This is a genomic window from Paenibacillus sp. FSL R7-0302 (assembly GCF_038006885.1).
GTDB lineage: Bacteria > Bacillota > Bacilli > Paenibacillales > Paenibacillaceae > Paenibacillus_AQ.
Map to the genome: position 1 here is coordinate 2,380,533 of NZ_JBBOWB010000001.1, position 20,377 is coordinate 2,400,909.

The 20,377-nt window shown below is 54.4% G+C and carries 18 protein-coding genes; 13 read left to right on the forward strand and 5 right to left on the reverse strand.

From position 1 onward, the window contains the following. Positions 1 to 4 precede the first annotated feature (4 nt). The 8 genes from MKY96_RS10380 to MKY96_RS10415 all read left to right on the forward strand — a co-directional run bounded on the left by MKY96_RS10380 (position 5) and on the right by MKY96_RS10415 (position 9,195). Positions 5 to 553 carry a cysteine hydrolase family protein gene (locus tag MKY96_RS10380; RefSeq protein ID WP_340940217.1) on the forward strand — a complete coding sequence of 183 codons (549 nt, stop codon included), beginning with the start codon at positions 5 to 7 and terminating at the stop codon, positions 551 to 553. A gap of 18 nt (positions 554 to 571) precedes the next feature. Next, a complete protein-coding gene (locus tag MKY96_RS10385; RefSeq protein ID WP_340940218.1) occupies positions 572 to 2,023 on the forward strand; it encodes a nicotinate phosphoribosyltransferase in 1,452 nt (483 codons plus the stop codon). Between the two features lie 356 nt (positions 2,024 to 2,379). After that, the gene (locus MKY96_RS10390; protein WP_340940219.1) at positions 2,380 to 3,609 is read left to right on the forward strand and encodes a glycosyl hydrolase family 8; all 1,230 of its coding nucleotides are present in this window, start codon (positions 2,380 to 2,382) and stop codon (positions 3,607 to 3,609) included. A gap of 395 nt (positions 3,610 to 4,004) precedes the next feature. Beyond that, the gene (locus MKY96_RS10395; protein WP_036724606.1) at positions 4,005 to 5,015 is read left to right on the forward strand and encodes a 2-oxoacid:acceptor oxidoreductase family protein; all 1,011 of its coding nucleotides are present in this window, start codon (positions 4,005 to 4,007) and stop codon (positions 5,013 to 5,015) included. A 26-nt stretch (positions 5,016 to 5,041) separates the two neighbouring features. Then, positions 5,042 to 7,348, forward strand: a complete 2,307-nt coding sequence (locus tag MKY96_RS10400; protein ID WP_036724568.1) for a thiamine pyrophosphate-dependent enzyme — start codon at positions 5,042 to 5,044, stop codon at positions 7,346 to 7,348. 247 nt (positions 7,349 to 7,595) lie between these two features. Beyond that, complete coding sequence (locus tag MKY96_RS10405; protein ID WP_340940220.1) at positions 7,596 to 7,934, forward strand: hypothetical protein; 339 nt, start codon at positions 7,596 to 7,598, stop codon at positions 7,932 to 7,934. After that, complete coding sequence (locus MKY96_RS10410) at positions 7,874 to 8,596, forward strand: MFS transporter (protein ID WP_340940222.1); 723 nt, start codon at positions 7,874 to 7,876, stop codon at positions 8,594 to 8,596. Before MKY96_RS10405 ends, MKY96_RS10410 begins: the two co-directional genes overlap by 61 nt. Next, positions 8,596 to 9,195: a DUF1349 domain-containing protein gene (locus MKY96_RS10415; protein WP_340940223.1), complete on the forward strand. Its 600-nt coding sequence runs from the start codon at positions 8,596 to 8,598 to the stop codon at positions 9,193 to 9,195. The genes MKY96_RS10410 and MKY96_RS10415 overlap by 1 nt, the downstream gene beginning before the upstream one ends. 106 nt (positions 9,196 to 9,301) lie before the next feature. Here the strand turns inward: MKY96_RS10415 and MKY96_RS10420 are convergent, their stop codons facing one another. Both MKY96_RS10420 and MKY96_RS10425 read right to left on the reverse strand, forming a co-directional pair. After that, a complete protein-coding gene (locus MKY96_RS10420; protein WP_081751113.1) occupies positions 9,302 to 9,517 on the reverse strand; it encodes a hypothetical protein in 216 nt (71 codons plus the stop codon). Positions 9,518 to 9,626: 109 nt separating this feature from the next. After that, complete coding sequence (locus MKY96_RS10425) at positions 9,627 to 10,142, reverse strand: molybdopterin-binding protein (protein ID WP_143803890.1); 516 nt, start codon at positions 10,140 to 10,142, stop codon at positions 9,627 to 9,629. 182 nt (positions 10,143 to 10,324) lie between these two features. Here MKY96_RS10425 and MKY96_RS10430 point away from each other — a divergent pair, with 182 nt between their 5' ends. From MKY96_RS10430 to MKY96_RS10450, 5 genes are all read left to right on the forward strand, one after another. After that, the gene (locus tag MKY96_RS10430) at positions 10,325 to 11,326 is read left to right on the forward strand and encodes a CobW family GTP-binding protein (protein ID WP_340940224.1); all 1,002 of its coding nucleotides are present in this window, start codon (positions 10,325 to 10,327) and stop codon (positions 11,324 to 11,326) included. 95 nt (positions 11,327 to 11,421) lie between these two features. Further along, a complete protein-coding gene (locus tag MKY96_RS10435) occupies positions 11,422 to 11,769 on the forward strand; it encodes a four-helix bundle copper-binding protein (protein WP_340940225.1) in 348 nt (115 codons plus the stop codon). 205 nt (positions 11,770 to 11,974) lie between these two features. Beyond that, positions 11,975 to 12,919 carry an ABC transporter ATP-binding protein gene (locus MKY96_RS10440; RefSeq protein ID WP_340940226.1) on the forward strand — a complete coding sequence of 315 codons (945 nt, stop codon included), beginning with the start codon at positions 11,975 to 11,977 and terminating at the stop codon, positions 12,917 to 12,919. Positions 12,920 to 12,939: 20 nt separating this feature from the next. Then, a complete protein-coding gene (locus MKY96_RS10445; RefSeq protein ID WP_340940228.1) occupies positions 12,940 to 13,626 on the forward strand; it encodes a hypothetical protein in 687 nt (228 codons plus the stop codon). Positions 13,627 to 13,875: 249 nt separating this feature from the next. Continuing rightward, on the forward strand, positions 13,876 to 14,340 hold the full coding sequence (locus MKY96_RS10450) for a hypothetical protein (protein ID WP_339310040.1): 465 nt from the start codon (positions 13,876 to 13,878) through the stop codon (positions 14,338 to 14,340). Positions 14,341 to 14,718: 378 nt separating this feature from the next. Here MKY96_RS10450 and MKY96_RS10455 read toward each other — a convergent pair whose 3' ends face one another. The 3 genes from MKY96_RS10455 to MKY96_RS10465 form a co-directional block, all read right to left on the reverse strand. Continuing rightward, the gene (locus MKY96_RS10455) at positions 14,719 to 16,038 is read right to left on the reverse strand and encodes a winged helix DNA-binding domain-containing protein (protein WP_340940230.1); all 1,320 of its coding nucleotides are present in this window, start codon (positions 16,036 to 16,038) and stop codon (positions 14,719 to 14,721) included. A gap of 183 nt (positions 16,039 to 16,221) precedes the next feature. Then, a complete protein-coding gene (locus tag MKY96_RS10460) occupies positions 16,222 to 18,315 on the reverse strand; it encodes an ABC transporter ATP-binding protein (protein ID WP_340940231.1) in 2,094 nt (697 codons plus the stop codon). Positions 18,316 to 18,337: 22 nt separating this feature from the next. Continuing rightward, complete coding sequence (locus MKY96_RS10465) at positions 18,338 to 20,086, reverse strand: ABC transporter ATP-binding protein (RefSeq protein ID WP_340940232.1); 1,749 nt, start codon at positions 20,084 to 20,086, stop codon at positions 18,338 to 18,340. Positions 20,087 to 20,377 lie beyond the last annotated feature (291 nt).

The following is a 20,377-nucleotide window of genomic DNA, read 5'->3' on the forward strand; positions in this document are numbered from 1 at the left end:
TACCATGAGAGCACTGATTGTAATTGATTTCACGAATGATTTCGTTGACGGGAACCTGCCTGTCGGCCAGCCCGGCATCGATATTGCACCCCGAGTCAGTGAACTGACGGAGCAATTCGTGCGCAGCGGGGACTATGTGGTGATGGCTGTAGATCTGCATGAAGCCGATGACCCGTACCACCCGGAGACCAAGCTGTTTCCGCCGCATAATCTGCGGGGAAGCGAGGGGCGTGAGCTGTACGGCAGCCTGAAGGCTGTCTACGAGGCGAACCGGGAAGCCATCTATTGGATGGATAAAACGCGTTACAGCGCCTTCTGCGGCACGGATCTTGCGCTGAAGCTGCGTGAGCGGGGCATTACCGAGGTGCATCTGATCGGGGTATGCACGGATATCTGTGTGCTGCATACGGCAGTGGATGCCTACAACCACGGCTTCGGGATTACGGTGCATGAGGATGCCGTAGCCAGCTTCAACCCGGACGGCCACGTGTGGGCGCTTGGACACTTCCGCGGCAGTCTTGGCGCGAAGGTTGTCACAAATACAACAGTGTAACGACTAGGAGATGAGGACTTGAGGAGAGAACTTGCTCTACATACAGACAAATACCAGATAAATATGATGTATGCCCATTGGATGAATGGTACACACAAGCGCCGGGCGGTGTTCGAAGCCTACTTCCGCAAGCTGCCGTTCGGCAACGGGTTCGCCGTGTTCGCCGGGCTGGAGCGGATCGCCCAGTATATCGCGGAGCTGCGGTTCACGGAAGAGGATATCCGCTACCTGTCGGAGCAGGAAGAGAACTATGCGCCGGCCTTCCTGGAGGAGCTGCTGCAGTTCCATTTCCAGGGCAGTCTCCATTCCATGAAGGAAGGGGCCCTGGTGTTCCAGGATGAACCGCTGATCCGGGTCGAAGGCACGATTATGGAGGCGCAGCTTGTCGAGACTGCGATCCTGAACTTCATGAACTATCAGACGCTGATTGCTACCAAGGCGTCACGGATCAAGCAGGTGGCCCCGAATGATACGCTGCTGGAGTTCGGAACGCGCCGCGCGCAGGAAGCGGATGCCGCAGTCTGGGGCGCTCGAGCCGCTTATGTCGGCGGCTTCCATGCGACTTCTAACATGCTGGCCGGCAAAAAGTTCGGCATTCCTACGAAGGGCACCCATGCCCATTCCTGGGTGCAGAGCTTCCCGAGCGAGCAGGAGGCGTTCGACGCTTACGCGCGAGTAATGCCGGACGGCGTGACGCTGCTGGTGGATACCTTCGATACCTTGCGCAGCGGTGTGCCGAATGCGATCAACACGGCGAAGAAGCTGGAAGCACAGGGCAAACGGATGAACGGCATCCGGCTGGACAGCGGTGACCTTGCTTATCTGTCCCGCAAGGCACGCGAGATGCTGGATGAAGCCGGGCTGCAGTATGTGAAGATTGTGGCCTCCAACGATCTGGATGAGAACACCATCATGAACTTGAAGTCACAGGGGGCGGCAATTGACACATGGGGGGTCGGAACCCAGCTGATTACCGCTGCGGACCAGCCTTCGCTGGGCGGCGTCTACAAGCTGGTCGAGATCGAAGCGCCAAGCGGCGAGATGATCCCTACGATCAAGATCTCTTCGAATCCCGAGAAGGTATCTACGCCCGGCAAAAAGGAAGTCTACCGCATTATCGGCCAGAACGGCAAGGCGCTGGCTGATTATATCAGCTTCGCCGATGAGCCTGCACCCCGCAGCGGTGTCCGGCTGAAGCTGTTCAATCCGCTGCATCCTTATATGAAGAAGCATGTGGAACGTTACGACGCGGTGCGGATGCTGGAGCCGATTGTGGTGAACGGGTTCCAGGTCTATACCCTGCCGGAGCTGGCGGAGATCCGCCGTTACCATGAGGAGCAGCTCGACCTCTTCTGGCCGGAGTACCTGCGTAAGCTGAACCCGGAAGTCTTCCGCGTGAATCTCAGCGAACAGCTATGGAACCGCAAGCAGCAGCTGATTGCGGAGCACATGATTACGGATGTAGAGTAGTACCTGGTATGAATTTCATTAGAACCGGAATATAGTCAGCCCTCTCAGGCCTGCCGTGTGAACTCGGCGGTAGGCCTGAGAGGGCTTTTCGTGTGAGTGACCATCTGCTCATTGACAGCAAGTCTATGAAATCATATATTAAATATGTTAGGTTTTACAGATTTGGAAGAAAGATACCTGATTTTGCAACGAAAGTATAAGCGCTTTAAAATTCGTCCTCAAGCTCATGATAACCGCTACGCTATCTACTGTAGCCGCCACACTCGAAGGAGGAGGTGAGCTTTTCCGCAGTTGTCTGTTCACTTAACCAGCAAATCAATACGGCATCTACCAAACTTATGAGGAGTGATAGAGTTATGAACAAACCAGCGAGGCGCAAGCTGCATTTGACAAGTCTGATGCTTTTATGTGTGGCCATGTTCATCCTGCCTGCCGGGTCCGCCTTCGCAGCAGTCAACAAGCCGTTCCCGCAGCACACGACCTACACGAGCGGAACCATCAAGCCGAACAATGTCACGCAGACAGTCATGGATAACGCCGTTAAGACCAAATGGGACGCATGGAAAGGCGCATACCTCAAACCGGCTGGCACCGGCAAGTATTATGTGAAATATAATTCAGCCGGGGAGACCGTATCGGAAGCTCAGGGCTACGGGATGCTGTTCACCGTCCTGATGGCCGGCTATGACGCTAACGCGCAGAACTATTATAATGGACTCTATAATTATTACACCGCACACCCGAGCTCTATTAATCCTTACCTGATGTCCTGGAAGCAGAACAGCAGCTTCCAGAATGTCGAAGGCCAGAATTCGGCTACAGACGGCGACATGGATATTGCCTACTCCCTGCTGCTCGCCCACAAGCAATGGGGAAGCAGCGGGACCGTTAACTACTTGCAGGCTGCGACCAATATCATCAATGCCATCATGAATAATGACATCAATCAGTCCCAGTGGACGATCCGTCTCGGAGACTGGGCGACCAGCGGCTCCTATAACACAGCCACCCGCCCGTCAGATTTCATGGTGAACCATTTCAAAGCCTTCCAGGCCGCTACCGGGGATGCCCGCTGGCAGAATGTAACGAACAAGACCTACACCTTAATCAACAGCCTCTATACGGGTTATAGCTCTGCAACCGGTCTGCTTCCTGACTTCGTAGTCTATTCTAACAATACCTATAAGCCTGCTGCCGCGAATTTCCTGGAATCTCAGCGTGACGGGGATTACAACTATAATTCCTGCCGGGTGCCATGGCGGATTACCACCGATTATCTGCTCACCGGTGATAACCGCGCTTTATCCCAGCTGAACCAGCTCAACACCTGGATTAAGGCCAAGACAGGAGGCACGCCGGGCAATATCAAGGATGGCTACAAGCTGGACGGAACCACCTTTGGCAGCTACAACAGCGGAGCCTTTTACGGCCCCTTCGGTGTAGGCGCAATGACCTCATCCGCGAACCAGAGCTGGCTGAACTCCCTCTGGAGCCATACGGCGAACAGCGCAGCAGAGGACTATTATGAAGACAGCCTCAAGCTGTTCTCGATGATTGTCATGTCAGGCAACTGGTGGGCCTATTAAAAGGTTATAGCAATGAAGATGGAACTCCTTCCTTGAATGGACAGGAGTTTCTTTCTTTTGGCAGCAGGCACCTGTGATATATATCATTATTTCTGTGATATTTTTAACATCTTAATTTTTAATTTTATTGCTAAATTAAGGATGACATCTCATCCACAGTTTGCTTGGGAGAGTGCGGGATTACACAGGATTTTCACATTTTGTCGTTTTCATGGAAGCTTTCCTTCTATTGAAATAACACCGCACTGTCGCGTATAAAGAAACCTGCATAAATCTATAAAGAACTGTGATTTCCTGAGCGTGGAAAATGCAAGATATGTCACTTCGCGGCTTGCAAAATCAAGTTACAATCGTTGAAAAAGTCAAAAGGATGTACTAAGAAAGGGGTTATGTCGGTGGTACAATTGCCAATAGTAAATGAACTGGGATTCTTTGAGATTCGTCTGGAATCCATTGGAGGCCTGGGCGCGAACCTGGCAGGTAAAATGCTGGCGGAAGCAGGAGTGGTCGGCGCAGGGCTGAACGGCGTCAGCTTCTCATCGTACGGTTCGGAGAAGAAGGGGTCTGCGGTTAAGGCTCACATCCGCTTCTGTGATATGGATACCCATATCCGCGATACTTCACCGGTCGAGCGTCCGCATGTTGTCGGCGTATTTCACGAAGCACTTGCCAAGACCGTTAATGTAACCAGCGGAATTCATGAACACAGCACCGTTCTTGTGAACTCGGCCAAGACGCCGGAAGAACTCAGAGAGCTGCTGAAGATGAAGGCCGGCACGATTGCGGTAATCGATGCTACCAGCATCGCACTCAAGGAGAAGAACCGTGTTAACATGGCCATGCTCGGAGCGCTGTTCCGGCTCTGCCCGTTCCTGGATACAGATATTATGAAGGGCGTCATTGAGAAGTCGCTCGGCAAAAAATATCCGCAGGCCGTCCAGTCGGCAATCACCACCTTTGAGCGCGGCTACAATGAAGTGAAATTCATGCAGTTCGAGCTGGCTGCCGGCGACAGCATGCCGGAATATGTCCGTTCTGATATCTCGGCTCTCGGTTACGAGACTCAGCCGATGGGCGGTACGATCACGAACCCGGGCAGCAGCTTCCTGAAGAATCTCAGCATCTCCCGTTCCGGTATGCTTCCGGCATTTGAGATCGAGTCCTGTATCAACTGTGCACAGTGTGACACGGTATGTCCTGACCAATGCTTCGTGTGGGAAGAGCGCCTGGACCGCAAGGGCCGTTCGCAGATGTTCCTGCTCGGTATTGACTACCAGTACTGTAAAGGCTGCCTGAAATGCATCGGTGCCTGCCCGACCTCGGCATTATCCAGCATGAGGGAGAAGGAAGGCTATGCGGACAGCCATGCCGTTAAGCATCAGTTCGATCTGGTAACTCCAGTCTAAAACCCGGAAGAAAGGTGGAATACATTGTGGCTATTGATTATGAAAAAGAACTAGGCTCCGCCAAGGTGGAGCAGAAATTCCTATACGAGTCCGGTAATGAAATGGCGGCCTATGCCGCGCATCAGATTAACTATCATGTCATGGGTTATTTCCCGATCTCCCCATCGACTGAGGTGGCTCAGTTCCTCGATACGATGAAAGCCAGCGGCCAGCACGATATTATGCTGGTACCGTCCGACGGCGAGCACAGCTCCGCCGGGATCTGCTACGGTGCTTCGACGGCAGGCGGCCGTGTGTTCAACGCAACCAGCGCTCAAGGGTACATGTTCATGCTGGAGCAATTGCCTGTACAAGCAGGTACGCGGATGCCGATGGTCATGAATCTGGTCTGCCGTTCGATCTCAGGACCGCTGAATATTCACGGAGATCACTCCGATCTGTATTTCGCCCTGAACACCGGCTGGCCGATCCTGATGTGCCGTGATCCGCAGTCGGTCTATGATATGAACCTGATGGCGCTGAAGCTGGCGGAACACGCCAAAGTCCGGCTGCCGGTGATGGTAGCCTCTGACGGTTACTTCACTTCGCACCAGAAGCGCCGGGTACAGGCTTTTGCCCACCGTGAGGATGTTCACAAGTTCGTTGGCGAACAACCGCCTGCAGGCTTCACCGATACCCTGGACCGCAATAATCCGGTCACTGTGGGACCTTACATGAATGAACCGGATTACATCAACAACCGCTATCAGCAATCCGTTGCGATGTACAATGCGGGTGAAGTCTTTGAAGAAATCGCCCAGGAATTCGCAGAGCTGACCGGACGCCATTATGAGATGATCGAGCAGTACCGGATGGAGGATGCCGATGTTGCTGTCTTCCTGATGAACTCGGCTTCGGAGATCATTAAGGACGTAGTGGATCAGCTCCGTGAGCAGGGAATCAAGGCAGGGGCAATCTCCCCGAACATGATCCGTCCGTTCCCGCAGAAGCAGATTGCCGAAGCGCTGAAGCATGTCAAAGCCATTACTGTAGGTGACCGTGCCGATTCGGTTGGCGGACACGGCGGTAACATGGTGAACGAGATTAAGGCTGCACTGTTCACTTACGGCAATACAACGACTAAGGTGATTAGCCGGATCTACGGTCTGGGCGGTAAAGACTTCTATGCCGAAGACGGACATCACTTCTTCCAGTTGGCTATGGATGCTGTTGTTGCGGACCGTGTAGAGATTCCGTTCGATTACTATGGCCATAATCCGGGAGCGCCGGAGAATGCGCCGAAGCGCCTCTTGAAGCCGATGGACTTCGATAAGCTGAAGACCGGCCTGATCACGGTAACCCGGAACGAAGAGACCGGCAAGCTGAGTGTCAGAGTTCCGCCGGTTCGTTCGCTGATGAAGAAGCCAAGACGCCTGTCTCCAGGACATGGGGCATGTCCGGGCTGCGGGATTTTCTCCGGGCTGGAGCTGTTCTTCAAAGGGATCGAAGGCGATATCGTAGCGCTCTACCACACCGGCTGCGCGATGGTAACGACTACCGGATATCCGTATTCCTCCCATAAATCGACGTTCATCCACAATCTGTTCCAGAATGGCGCAGCTACGCTGTCCGGTGTGGTTGAGATGTTCTGGGAACGCAAACGCCGCGGTGAGCTTGACGGGCTGGGGCTGAAGGAAGACTTCACGTTCGTTATGGTTACCGGCGACGGCGGGATGGACATCGGGATGGGACCTGCAATCGGTGCAGCGCTGCGCGGCCACAAGATGATCATTGTGGAATATGATAACGAAGGATATATGAATACAGGGGCGCAGCAGTCCTATTCGACACCGCTCGGACACCGGACTTCCACCTCAAGCATCGGCAAAACCCAGCAGGGCAAGGTGACCCAGCACAAGGATACAGCGCAGATTATGGCGGCTACCAATATTCCTTATGTCTTTACCGGCTGTGAAGCTTATCCGCAGGATATGCTGAAGAAGGCGGCGAAGGCCCAGTGGTATGCGCAAAATGAAGGTCTGGTCTACGGCAAGATTCTCATTGCCTGTCCGCTGAACTGGATGAGCGACGACAAGGACGGCACAGATATCGTGTCCCTGGCTGTCGAATCCTGCTTCTTCCCGCTCTATGAAGTAGAGCAGGGAATTACGAGTATCACCTATAACCCGGAAGATAAGGACAAACGGATAGAAGTATCCGCCTGGCTGAAGACAATGGGCAAGACCCGCCATTTGCTGAAGCCGGAGAATGAACCGGCCCTGCGCAGCTTTGAGGGTGAAGTACAGCGCCGCTGGAGCCGCCTCAAGGCGAAGCATGAGCATCCAGACTTGTAAGGTGTAAGGTCTATTGGAGTCTTAGCATTCATAAAAGCAAGCAATAGCTAAAGTTAGTACCCGCCCGGCAGAGTCACTCTGCCGGGCTATTTTGCAGCTGTAACTAGCCCGGAAGAATATTATAAAATAATTATGTAACATGATATAGTAACGAGGGGAAACGCAAATGAAAAAAGTCGCTTCCAAGAAGCTGGCAACTCTATCGATGGGATAGTTCACCTACAATGAAAGGTTAGGCGGGAGTAACATGGCAACGGTATTCTTAATCATTATTTATCTGGCGTTCATCAGCCTGGGACTGCCGGATTCGATGCTTGGGTCAGCCTGGCCGATTATCCGGCTGGATTTCGGGGCGCCGGTTGAGCTGGCCGGACTGCTGTCGATGATAGTAGTCGCCGGGACGATTATCTCAAGCTTGGCCAGCAGTGTGGTGCTGAAGCGGCTCGGGACGGGGATGGTTACTTTTATCAGCGTGGCGGTAACCGCTCTGGCCCTGCTAGGCTTCTCTTATTCCTCTTCCGTCGTGTGGGTGGCTCTGCTGGCCTCGTGGTACTGTTCTTCAGTCTGCCGCTGTGGACAAAGGTAAGCAAACGGGGCGGCCAGAAGCCTGTAGAGAGGTCTGAGAAGTTAGATTCCCGGCCTCCGGCCGTTCCCGCTGAGGGTAAGGTGCTCCGCATCCCGGGCGTGAAGCTGGCGATGCTCACCTTCCTGTTCTATTGCGGAGTGGAAGCTACAGTGGGGCTATGGGGCAGCAGTTATCTGGTGAACGTCAAGGAGGTATCCCCGGCAACGGCTGCCGGATGGGTCTCACTCTATTATGGCGGAATCACGGCCGGGCGGCTGATTACTGGCTTCATTACCTTCCGGTTCAGCAACCGTACGCTGATTCGCGGCGGGCTGGCGATCTCACTCGCTGGTTCGCTGCTGCTGGCCTTGCCGCTGCCGGATGTGTATTCACTGGTCGCCTTTATTCTGATTGGCCTGGGCTCAGCACCGATCTTCCCCTGCATGCTGCATGAGACGCCCGCCCGGTTCGGAGCGGAGCATTCGCAGAAGATTATGGGGTATCAGATGGCCTTGGCTTACACCGGCGGTGCATTTCTGCCTCCACTGTTGGGTTGGGCGGCGGCGCGGAGCACCTTCATGATTCTCCCGCCGGCAATGATTGGGTATATCATAGTGATGATAGTAAGCTCTGAAATCATTAACCGGATGATGAGCAAACGACAAGGAGAGGTGAGGCTGTAATGAGATTCATAGAATGGCAGGATGGAGTATGGAGCAATGAACCGGTGTCCAGCAGGACCGCAGACGGTCAACTGGTGGCCCATGCAGCGAAGGGCAGTGATTACTGGGAAAAGACGATGTACGGCTTCCAGCATGACAATGGTCATGCGCTGCTTGCCCCTTGGGATAAGGCAGAAGCGGTAGAGATCAGCTTTGCGTTGGACGGGTTCACGGAGCTGTACGACCAGGCAGGTATTATGCTATGGCACAGCGGTGAGCAATGGATCAAAGCCGGTATTGAGGTGAATGACGGTGTTCCCCATATAGGTGCAGTCGTGACGGACGGTTACTCTGACTGGTCATTGTCCCCTGTGCCCGAGTGGAAGGGCGAAGTAATTACCCTGCGGGCTTCACGGATGAAGGATGCGGTAATCCTCAGAGCGCGAACAGAGAATCATCCCTGGCGGACTATCCGCGTTGCCCGGTTTCCTTATGAGACTGGCAGTCAGGCGGGACCCTTCCTGTGTGCTCCAACGCGGGCCGGGTTTCAGGTCACCTTCACACGCTGGGCGGCTACAGCACCCGATGCAGACGTTCATACAGACCCGCCAATTGTATAGACTTTCCCGGAAAAGACAAAACCGCCGCTGCGCGTATCTTTCACGCGCAGACGGCGGTTTTGCCTTTTACAATATACTATCTTATAGACCGGAGAGGCAGACTAGACTATCTTTTTCTGCTGCGCACCATTGCGGTAGGCCCGCACATTTCATCCCGGACGGAATAAGTGTAGATATGGTGAGGGACCGGAACACAGTGGTGGCGTCTGACGACCTCGACATGGTGGACCACCTGGACCACCTGGGGATGATAGTAATCTTCATATACAACCTGTGTGGGATCTGTAACCGTTTCAGCAGGACATTTCGGACAATTTCTCATTACACTCAGCTCCTTCGCAGTGGACTTATGCCAGTATACGCGTTATGCAGGAGCCTGCTTGTTCATTCGTCTAGATTCCGGCAAAATAGGTGTCCGGCCATGCTGCGTCTCACGAACGCTTGTAGATCTCGCGCATGACATGGCGCAGCTCGGGCAGGATCAGCCGTTCCATGGCCAGCTTGATCGCACCGGTGGAGCCGGGCATGGAGAAGACAGCGGTACTGCCGATCGTCCCGGCAATGGCCCGGCTAAGCATGGCGGCAGAGCCGATATCTTCCGTGAAGCTCAGCAGCCGGAAAATCTCCCCGAAGCCCGGCAGCGACTTGTCCAGCAGAGAGGCTACGGCCTCATAGGTGGTGTCACGGGGGGAAATGCCGGTCCCTCCGGTCAGAAGCACAGCTTCGATGCCGGAATGGACGGAGCTTTTGTAGACCAGCTCCCGGATATCTTCATAATCATCCTTGACGATGGTGCGGCCGGTCACGGTATAACCGGCAGCTTCCAGCAGACTCTGGATCAGCGGCCCTCCGGTGTCCGTATCGATGGTCCGGGTGTCCGAGACCGTTATGATGTAGCAAGCGACTGAATCCGGGGCTTCGCTCCGGTGTTCTTCGACGGATGAGATACGAACCAGCTCCTTTTTGTAACTGCTGTGCAGCTTATATTTCCCATGATAGGGGATGGAAGCGGCAATAACAAGCTCCGGGGAAGCTGATGTATGCCTCACCTGGCAGTGCCGCCTTGCACAGAGGCGGTCATTGTAGTACACTCGCTACCATAACCGATTGAGGCAGGGAGAGAGCAAACTTGGAACAGTCATTACCAGTATATATCTTGTCGGGATTTCTCGGCAGCGGCAAGACAACATTATTGCAGCGTCTCTTGGATCATTGGAAGCTTCAGGGCCTCCGTCCGGCCGTAATTATGAACGAGCTGGGTGAGGTGAATCTGGACGGCCTGCTGGTGGAGCAGTCTGTGCCGATGGCAGAGATGCTGGGCGGCTGTATCTGCTGCACCAGCAGAGGGGACTTAAGCACGGAGCTGACCACGCTGGTCAAAAAAGAATCGCCGGATGTTGTTATCATCGAGGCTACAGGCGCAGCCAACCCGCTGGAGATTGTGGATGCAGTAACGGAGACCTCGCTATATCAGCAGGTGGAGCTGAAGGGGCTGATTACCGTCGTCGATGCTGCCCATCTGCTGGAGCTGTACCGCTCCCAGCAAGGGGCTACCTACCGTCTGATGCAGGAGCAGATCCGCTGTGCATCCGTCCTGATTCTGAACAAGACAGACCGCATTCAAGCCGCAGAGATTGCAGAGATCTCGGAGGTGCTGCGTAAGTGGAATGCGTACGCGGAGATTCTGCCGGCGGTACGCTGTGAACTGGAGCCGGAAGTGCTGCTGGGCAGTGTGGGAGCCGTTCATAGGGAAGACCGGCCTGAGGGCGGGGAGCATACGGAGGGCGGAGCTGAAGGGGCGATGCATGCTTCGCATGATCATGTGATGGCTTACACGCATTATTTCCAGAATCCCGTGAACAGCGAGGAATTCGAACGGTTTGTGAAGGAGCTGCCACGTGATGTGTACCGGGCCAAGGGGATCGTAACTTTTACCGATACCTCCAGCCGGTTTCTGTTTCAGTACGCCTACAGAGAAGCGGATTTTATGAGAATTACGCCCCAGGGCGAGGTGCCGGATGTTGCGGTTTTCATAGGTGAGCATTTCTCCTCCGGTGAGCTGCGCAGGGAACTTCTGCGCCTGGAGGGACGTCTGCTGTCCAGACCCGCAGCGGTCAAACGAAGCCTATAGTTAACAATCTGCAGTTCCTTATGAATGGTTCGTTCTTATTCTTGCAGGTTAATACATAGGCATACCCTATACTAATTGCAGGAGGTTGTAAGGCTATGACCCGAATTCAATATCAGGAATGCATTAATGCTTTGATTAAATGTATGGATGCCTGTAACTATAGCTATGTCTCAAGCCTAAAGGAATATGATCTGGCCGATCTGCGGGAGAGCATCCAGTTGGACCGTGAATGCGCAGATATCTGTTCCTTCGCTATTCAGGCGATGACCCGCCAAAGCCCGTTCGTGGCCGAAATCCTCAAATTATGTGCTGACATCTGTGACCGCTGCGCAGACACAAGTAGCCGTCATAAGCATAACCATTGCCAGGATTGCATTGATGCCTGCCGCAATGCAGCCATGGCCTGCAGATTGGTCAGTGAAGCTGTTGAAGTCTACGCCTGACATCACCCATTAGGACTAACATATATAGCATTGAATACTTAACAGGAACCAGGGCGGGTGCGGATTTTTTCTGCACAGTTCTGGTTTTTTTCAATGTGAAATTCATGGATTCACGAAAATAAAAAGGAGAATAAAGCCATTCCGGCGAATGTTACATAAGAGAACAATCAGGCTGCCGTTCGATGCGGCCCAGAGGCATGCACGAATGGAAGGAGGCCTGGAAGCCACGAATGCAACATCTCTAATTACAATTACCGAAGGAAGCAAGCGATATGGAAGCCGCCCGGTTCTGACCGGAATATCGATGACGGTTCTTCCCGGCACGGCCACGGCTCTCATCGGCCGTAACGGGTCCGGCAAGAGTACGCTGTTATCCATCCTCGCGGGGCTGCTGAAGCTGTCCTCCGGTGATCTTATCTGTGACCGTCGGGCGATAACCACAGGTTATGCACCTGAGGCATTTCCCGGCTTGAAGCTCACCGCCGAAGACTATCTGCGCTGTATGGGCCGGATTGCCGGACTCTCCGAAGAGGCTTCGGGGTCCCGGATTAACGAACTGCTGCAGCTGTTCAGTCTCGAAGCCTCCCGCAGCCGCAAGCTGGCAGGCTTCTCCAAGGGAATGCTGCAGAAGGTCAACCTGATCCAGAGCCTGCTCATCCGGCCGCAGCTGCTGTTGCTTGACGAGCCCATGTCGGGACTGGATCTGCCCGCACAAGATACGCTTATCGAAATATTGCTGGAACTGAAGGCGGAGGGGACGGCACTCGTCTTGTCCGTTCATGAACCGCAGATCATCGAAGCTGTCGCGGATACAGTATATGTATTACATGAAGGGCAGACCCTCCGGACGATTCATGGAGCGGAGAAGCTGAAGAGTGCTCCAGTAGTGGATATCGTCTATACAGCACTGCCGGGACAAGCCCAGCGGGCTCTGGAAGCCTTGCCTGGAGTCATCCGCGTGCTGCCGGAGCCGGACTTCGCCGGTACAGCGTGTACAGGGTTGACTGTAGAACAGAAAATGTCAGATACCTGCCTGCAGCAGATTCTTGCTGCGGGCGGTTCCATAGTTTCAGTGAAGCCTCTCGGGGGATTAAGTGACCTGGCCGAGTGGATGGACCCCAAGGATCAGAGCGGGAGTGGACGCGGGTGAAAGGGCTAATCGGTTATTTTTTGCACAGTTATACAGTCTCCCAGCGGTTCTTCGGACCGGTTGCCGGTGTAATAATTGCGGTATTAATTCTCTATTCCTATAAGCCTAATCCGGTCATGAGCAGCTACTCGGCTACGGCAGTCTTTCTATTCATAGCCTGTGCGTGGCTCGGCTTAAGCTTCCTTAACCATGAGCAGGCGGTGCAGAAGCAGGTGGTTATCGTTCAGCTCCGCAGTGCCCGCCGCTACAGTATCGGCGGTCTGCTGACCCTGGTCCTGCTTACGCTGCTGCTGGATGTCATCATTGTTATGTACCCCGTCTTGACCGGAAGCTTCCATGAACCTGCCGGACTTCAGCGGATATTGCTTGGTTTGGCCGGACATGCTCTAATGGGGTTATTAGGGATTACACTCTCCTTGTACCTGCAATCCTCGTGGGTACCGCGGGCTGGATATGCGGCCGGAATGATGCTGATCCTCCTCATTCTATCTATTAGCGCCGGTAAAGTGGCTGATGTGGTGCCGGGGCCTGTTGTATCTATTCTCCTGCCCCCGGTATACCCGGTCATGGACAGGATGATGAATGCAGAGACTCTGCCAGTGTCCTCCGTGCTAGGAGCCTATGCCCACGCGTTGGCGTACATAATATTGCTTGCCGGGTTCTACATTTACCGTACCGGCCGTATGGACTATAACAAAACAAACTGAGCTGTGTCCTTTGACCTTGATGATTTACAATTTGAAAAAAGTGGCGGAGGGGAAATTTGGAACTGTAGGAGCGGTAGCGTCCGCCTTTATGTTTGGATTCCTACTGCGGCTAACAGCTTGAATCGGGAAATCCAAACATAACAGCGGCCGGAAGTCCAAATGTTCACCGCAGCAACGGCCATTCCGAAATAGAACGAAAAGTTCAATCTACACACAAATCAAATAACCAGATCAAGAACGGGAGGAACGATGAAGGATACACAAATACCGGAGAGTGAACAGTCCAAAGAGCTATTTGCTTATTTCGGGCTGGCTGTCTACTATTGCCAGGCGCTGGAGCAGCAATTAACGAATCTGCTGCTGCTGACGAAGCTGTCGCGGGGCAAGACGCCAACTGACGCCGAAATCGCAGAATTGTATCAACGCAAGCTTAGCAATTCACTCGGCCAACTCATCAAAGAAATCCAGCATCACTTCCCCTTCTCTGAGGAAGAGACGAGTCAATTGCAGGCCGTATGGAAGGAACGCAATCATATTGTCCATGATTACTTCAAGGAACGGATTCAAGAGACCTTCACCCCGGCCGGCCGGGCCCATATGATTCGTGAACTGAAACGCTTCAAGAACAAGGCGAGCCGGCTGGAGATTAAGCTGCAGGGCTATTGTACTGAGATGTACAGCAAGCTTGGCCTTGAGGAAGAGCATATCCAATAAGGTAATCAATGAAATATAGTTACACTTACAAGAAGACTCCGGCTTTCGCAGTAAGACTGCGACAGCCGGAGTTTTCTTTGGTTATACGAGCTGAGCGTAATAGTGGGCCGGATGTATGCGGAAAACCGAGTACAATGTGCTGGAGAGGCGTTATGTGGGCTGACGGAGAGCCGCGAGGGGTAGAAGTGCCCCTGAATTCAACGAATACGAGCCAAACGCCCAAATGAGGGGCACTAGTGCCCCCGAATTCAGCGAATACGAGCCAAACGCTCAAATGAAGAGCACTAGTGCCCCTGAATTCGCCGATTGCCCCAGAAGTGGGCGGACGACCGCATAAGTCCTTCCAACCCCCACCCGCAGGGTTATCAGATAATCGGATTAATTTGTTTTTACCGCATTGGCAGACAGGGCCTCCTCCAGCTCCTGCAGCCTGCAAGATCGAACGACATCCGGCGCGAAGCGGATTGAGGAGGCTCCGGTCGAGTGTTGCAGCGAGGAGAAGGCCCTGGTGAGAGCGGGGAGCATGGAGCGTTCAAGCGCTTCTCCGGCCTCCCACCACCAGCGGACGATGGTTAGTACGCCGGTCTTCTTGTTCATCACCGGTTCCAGCCGACCGATGAAGCGGTCACCGTAGAGGAGTGGGAGGACATAGTACCCGTATTCCCGTTCAAGCACAGGCTTGTAGACCTCCCAGCGGTATTGAAAGCCGAATAGCTGGAGGATCAGCTCTCTGTCCCACAGCAGATTGTCCAGCGGAGCCAGTGCCGCCGCGAAGGAGGCCGCTCCTCCAGCATGACCGGCCCCACCCTCATTACCAGCCTGCGGCCCGGCTGCGGATTCATTTGCGCCCGCAGTATCATCCTGAAGCAATATAGCTTCAAGCTCAGGGACGTCTGCTGTGCGGATGTATAGCGGCAGCTTCAGGCCGTCCACCTGTACCTCGCGGAGCAGGTCCTTCTGCAGCAGCCGCTGCACGGACGCTGTCCGTTCCTTGCTCTTCAGGCCTGCGATGCCAAGCCAGCCGTCCCCGGACCGGTTCCATTGCAGGCCGATGCTGCCGATCCGGCGCAGCACATACCAATCGTGATGCTGCTCCAGCGTCTCGTTAGGATCGCTTGCACTTAGCAGTTCAGGAGGCAGCAGCTTGGCCGTGTAGTCGTAATAACGCCGGGTGTGCACCCGGTGATGGATGGATAGCTCGCCCCAGAAGTACATGCTCTCCATGGCGGCCCGGGAGAGTCTTGCCGGAGCCCAGGACCAGTCGATCTTCTCCGTACTCTCCAGGTCCAGTGACGAGAGTGGCCCTCGTGCATCCAGCTCAGCACGGACATGGGTAATCATGCCCGCCATGGCCTCGTTATGCTGATGCCTGGCGGCAGCTTCCCGGCGGCGCTGGAAATACGGCCAGTCTTCCGTGCAGTAGATCGACATGTTCTTATCCCAGCCGTCAATCAGCAGCCTGTCCTTATATAGCAGCTCATTGGCCATCTCGGGCACGAAGCCGGGGATTCTCGCCTGAAGCACCAGCTCGTGGTTATGTCCGGCTATGCTGAGCGGATCATACTGGATACAGCCTACATGCCGGACGAAGTCATAGATGCTCTGCTTGCCGCCGGGTAATCCGTCCGGGACGAGCCGCTGATGGCGCAGCAGGAACAGCCGGGCTTGCCGCTTGCTAAGACTGTAGGTTATCATCATCTTCACCTCACCCATAATATGTATTGCTTCATTATACAGAACAAATGTTCTGATATCAAGTATAAGACACCCCCTGACGCCTGTAAGCATCAAGGGGTGTTCTTGGTACGAATTATTAACGATCTGAGCGGTACAAGCGGTTGCCCGCACGCGGACTTAAGCAGCCTGCCCTAAGCAACTGGATTAGAGCTGTTCCAGCGATGGCCGGAGTACAGCGGAAGCAGTATGGCCCTCGGATAGAGGAGCCGGCTCGCCTGAGCCGTTCCCGGCTCCTGCACCCAGCTGAAGCTGATACATGCGGAAGTACCTTCCGCCCTGCGCCATCAGCTCATCATGGCTGCCGCGTTCGACAATCTGGCCCCGGTGCAGCACCAGAATCTGGTCCGCACTGCGGATGGTCGACAGCCGGTGGGCGATGATGAAGGTGGTCCGGCCTTTCTTCAGCACCTCCAGCGCCTGCTGGATAATGCTCTCAGTCTCGGTATCGATGTTGGACGTTGCTTCATCCAGAATCAGGATCGCCGGATCGAAGGATAAGGCTCTGGCGAAGGAGATCAGCTGCCGCTGTCCGGCGGACAGGGTGCTGCCCTTCTCAATCACCGGTTCATCGAAGCCTTGCGGCAGATGAGCCAGCAGTTTATCGGCCCCTACCTCACGCAAGGCGCGTTCGACACGCTCTCTAGAGATCCGCTCGTCACCCAGACTGACATTGGAGGCAATGGTTCCGGTGAAGAGGTACGGGTCCTGAAGCACGATGCCCATATGACTGCGCAGCCATTGCTTCGGCAGATCCTTGACCTTCTGCCCGTCGATCGTGATGCTTCCTTGCTGCGGATCATAGAAGCGGAACAGCAGGTTAATGATGGAGCTTTTGCCGGAGCCGGTATGGCCCACAAGGGCGACGGTCTCGCCCGGGCGCGCCTCGAAGGAGATATCGCGCAGGACGAAGTCCTTTTTATAAGCAAAGGAGACATCCTTGAACACGACATTTCCCTTGTAACGCGGCATCGATCCGTCTGTGACGGGCTCTCCAGGCTCATCCATCAGCGTGAACACGCGGCCGGCAGAGACCATCGAGCTGTCCAGATTCGCCAGCTGGTTGACCATCCCCGTAATCGGCTGGAACATCCGGCCCAGCACATCGACGAAGGCATACAGGACACCAAGGGATACGAAGGTCGACCCGTCCAGGCTGCCGAAGCCGAAGTACCACAGCACCAGCACGAAGGAGAGGCTGCGCAGCGAGTTCACCAGGTTGTGGGAGGTGAAGGCGTTCAGGTTGAGCATTTTGTTCTGATATTTCAGATAGTCGTCATTGAGCTGCTCGAATTCAGCGCTACTCTGCTTCTGGCGGCGAAAAATCCGGATGATCGACATCCCCTGAATCGATTCGTTGATAATGGCATTAATCTCACTGAGCCGCGAGCGGATGATCGTGTTGTATTTGGTAGCGATTTTGCGGTACAGCACGATCCAGAGAATAATAATCGGCACGATGAACAAGCTGACCAGTCCCAGCTTCACATCGAGCAGGAAGAGGGCCACATAGACACCGGTGATATTGATGATTCCTGTAGCGAAGTTGGATAACACGGCAATGAAGAGATCCTTGACTGCTTCCGTATCGTTGGTAACCCGGGACACTACCTTACCGGCAGGCAGATTATCGAAGAAATAGACCGGCAGGCGCTGGATATGGGCATAGACATCGGTCCGCAGCTTGCGGATGACCTGGTTGGCAGACGATTGCAGCCAGTAGGTTTTGCCGAACTCAGCAATAATGGAGATCACAAGGAACATGGCGTATAGAGCGACTAACTGATAGATACCAGGAAGCTCCGGTTTGTAAAAGGAAAACAGATCACCCGCCGACAGCTTGACGGCCGGATAAGCCGTCGTCTGCTCACCGTACTTAATCTGGAGCTTCCCGTCCGCGAAGCTCCGCTCGCCTTCGGCCTTCGCTACCGCTTCATTGATGAAGTAGAAGCTTCTGCCCGCCTGAAGCAGGCGGACCTCCTGGCCCTTGGCTTCGTCAGCGGCAAATTTGTCACCGCGTTTGTAATAAGTGTTGTTATATTCAGCGGCACCTTCCGGTGAGGCTGTCTGGAAATAGGGCTTCTCAATCGCAAGCAGATGATTATCAATCATGCTCTTGGCGATAAAAGGCCCCGCCAGCTCAGCCGCTACTCCGATGGTCAGGAGCAGAAGGGCGGCGATGAAGGTCTTTTTGGCGGTCAGTGCATATTGCAGCAGACGTTTGCCTGTACTCTGTGTCAACGGTGACACCTCCTGTATGGGGTTATTCATTCGTCAGATTATTCTCGACCTGCTGGCGGTCGAACTGCTCACGGTACCAGCCGTTCAGCTCCAGCAGCTCATGGTGCGTACCCTGCTCTGTAATATGCCCGTCTTCGAGAACAACGATCAGATCGGCATGCTCAATCGCCGAGAGGCGGTGGGTGGAGATGAGCGTGGTTTTGCCGCTGCGCTCCTCGCGGATGTTCTCGATGATCTTCGCTTCTGTCCGCGCGTCCACAGCAGACAAGGCGTCATCCAGAATCAGAATGTCCGGATTCGCAATGAAGGCGCGCGAGATGGAGACACGCTGCTTCTGCCCGCCGGAGAGGGAGACGCCGCGTTCGCCAACCATTGTATCCAGCCCGTCGGATAGGGTGCCGAGGTCATTCTGGAAGGCTGCTGCGGTAATGGCCTGCATGATCCGCTCATCGCTGGCCCCGGAGTATCCGAACTGGATATTCTCGCGAACCGACTTAGAGAACAGGATCTGCTCCTGCGGCACGTAGCCCATCCAGCTATGAAGCTGGTCGAGGGCGATCTGGGTGATCGGCACACCGGAGATCAGAATCTCGCCTGTGCCCGCCGGGTATTCATGCAGCAGCTGCTTCAGCAGCGTCGATTTGCCGCTGCCGGTCCGTCCGACCACGCCAAGCGTCTGGCCTTGGGAGAGGGATAAGCTGACTCCGCTGAGATTATCGATGGTAGAGGTCGGATACCGGAAGGTCACATTCTTCAGCTCGATGGTGGTCGGCTGGGCTACCTTAACCGGCTGAGGCACATCCTTGACATCAGGCTTCGCATTCAGCGTCTCGTCGATCCGCTCCAGTGAAGCGCCGCCGCGCTGCATGATATTAATCAGCTCGCCGATCGCGAACATCGGCCACACGATCATCCCGAGGTACATGTTGAACGACACCAGATCGCCCAGCGTAATCTGATTGCGGAATACGAGATAGATTCCGTAGGTCAGGGCGATGATATAGCTGAGACCCACGAACAAGCGGATCGTCGGCTCGAAGAAGGCATCGACCCGGGCGACCGCCATATTTTTGCGGTACACATCATCTGTAATATCAGAGAAGCGCTTCTCATCGTGCCGCTCCTGCACATAAGCGCGGATGACACGGATACCCGATACGGATTCCAGTACCTGGTCATTCATGTCACCGAAGGCATCCTGCGCCAGACTGTAGCGGTCGTGGATCGCTTTGCCGTAGAACACCATGGCTACCGCAATCATCGGAAGCGGGATGACCGCAGCCAGTGTCAGCTTCCAGCTGACCAGGAACCCCATGGCGAACAGGACGACCGTGAGATATACGGTGGAGTCGACAAGAGTGAGCATCCCGAAGCCTACGGTTGCGGAGACGGCGCGGATATCGTTGGTGGCCCGGGCCATCAGATCGCCGGTGCGGTTACGCTCGAAGAAGGCGGGGGTCATCGTCATGAGATGATTCATGAACCGCGAGCGCAGCAGGCGCTCCACCAGATTCGAACCCCCGAACAGCTTATGCATCCATATGTAGGTGATCCAGTAAATGATCAGCAGCATAAGTACGATCAGGCCAATGTATTTCATCAGTGAACCTGCAGTGATGGCACCGGTGACGATTTCGTCAATGGCGTTGCCCAGCAGGCGTGGAGGCAGCAGTTCGAGCACACCTACCACGATAAGAAGAATAAGGCCTATAGTATAGCGCCTTTTTTCCCGGCGGAAGAACCAGCCGAGATTTCGGAGTACGGAGAACAAGATGAATCCCTTCCTTTCGTGCTTGGAGTAATTACTAAGTTGGCTTGGTTAACGGAACATTCATAGACACTTGGGCAGCGGATCACACTCTCACAGCACGCGAAAAAGCGTACCATCCGAAAACGGATGATACGCCTGTAATTGCGGTTATCATGTCCACGGTGCTATAAGCAGCACAGAGACATGTGAGAGATAAGTTAAGCCTGTTCTCATACGTTACGCGTAATACGCATGAACCTCAGGAATTCTCCACTGCTCGGGCTGCTTCGGTATTCAGTTGGGTATAGTTTT

Excerpts from the sequence above, each read along its gene's own strand:
- MKY96_RS10380 (WP_340940217.1), top strand. The coding sequence starts at position 5 with ATGAGAGCACTGATTGTAATTGATTTCACGAATGATTTCGTTGACGGG.
- MKY96_RS10390 (WP_340940219.1), top strand. The coding sequence starts at position 2,380 with ATGAACAAACCAGCGAGGCGCAAGCTGCATTTGACAAGTCTGATGCTT.
- MKY96_RS10405 (WP_340940220.1), top strand. The coding sequence starts at position 7,596 with ATGGCAACGGTATTCTTAATCATTATTTATCTGGCGTTCATCAGCCTG.
- MKY96_RS10415 (WP_340940223.1), top strand. The coding sequence starts at position 8,596 with ATGAGATTCATAGAATGGCAGGATGGAGTATGGAGCAATGAACCGGTG.
- MKY96_RS10420 (WP_081751113.1), bottom strand. The coding sequence starts at position 9,517 with ATGAGAAATTGTCCGAAATGTCCTGCTGAAACGGTTACAGATCCCACA.
- MKY96_RS10435 (WP_340940225.1), top strand. The coding sequence starts at position 11,422 with ATGACCCGAATTCAATATCAGGAATGCATTAATGCTTTGATTAAATGT.
- MKY96_RS10440 (WP_340940226.1), top strand. The coding sequence starts at position 11,975 with ATGGAAGGAGGCCTGGAAGCCACGAATGCAACATCTCTAATTACAATT.
- MKY96_RS10450 (WP_339310040.1), top strand. The coding sequence starts at position 13,876 with ATGAAGGATACACAAATACCGGAGAGTGAACAGTCCAAAGAGCTATTT.
- MKY96_RS10455 (WP_340940230.1), bottom strand. The coding sequence starts at position 16,038 with ATGATGATAACCTACAGTCTTAGCAAGCGGCAAGCCCGGCTGTTCCTG.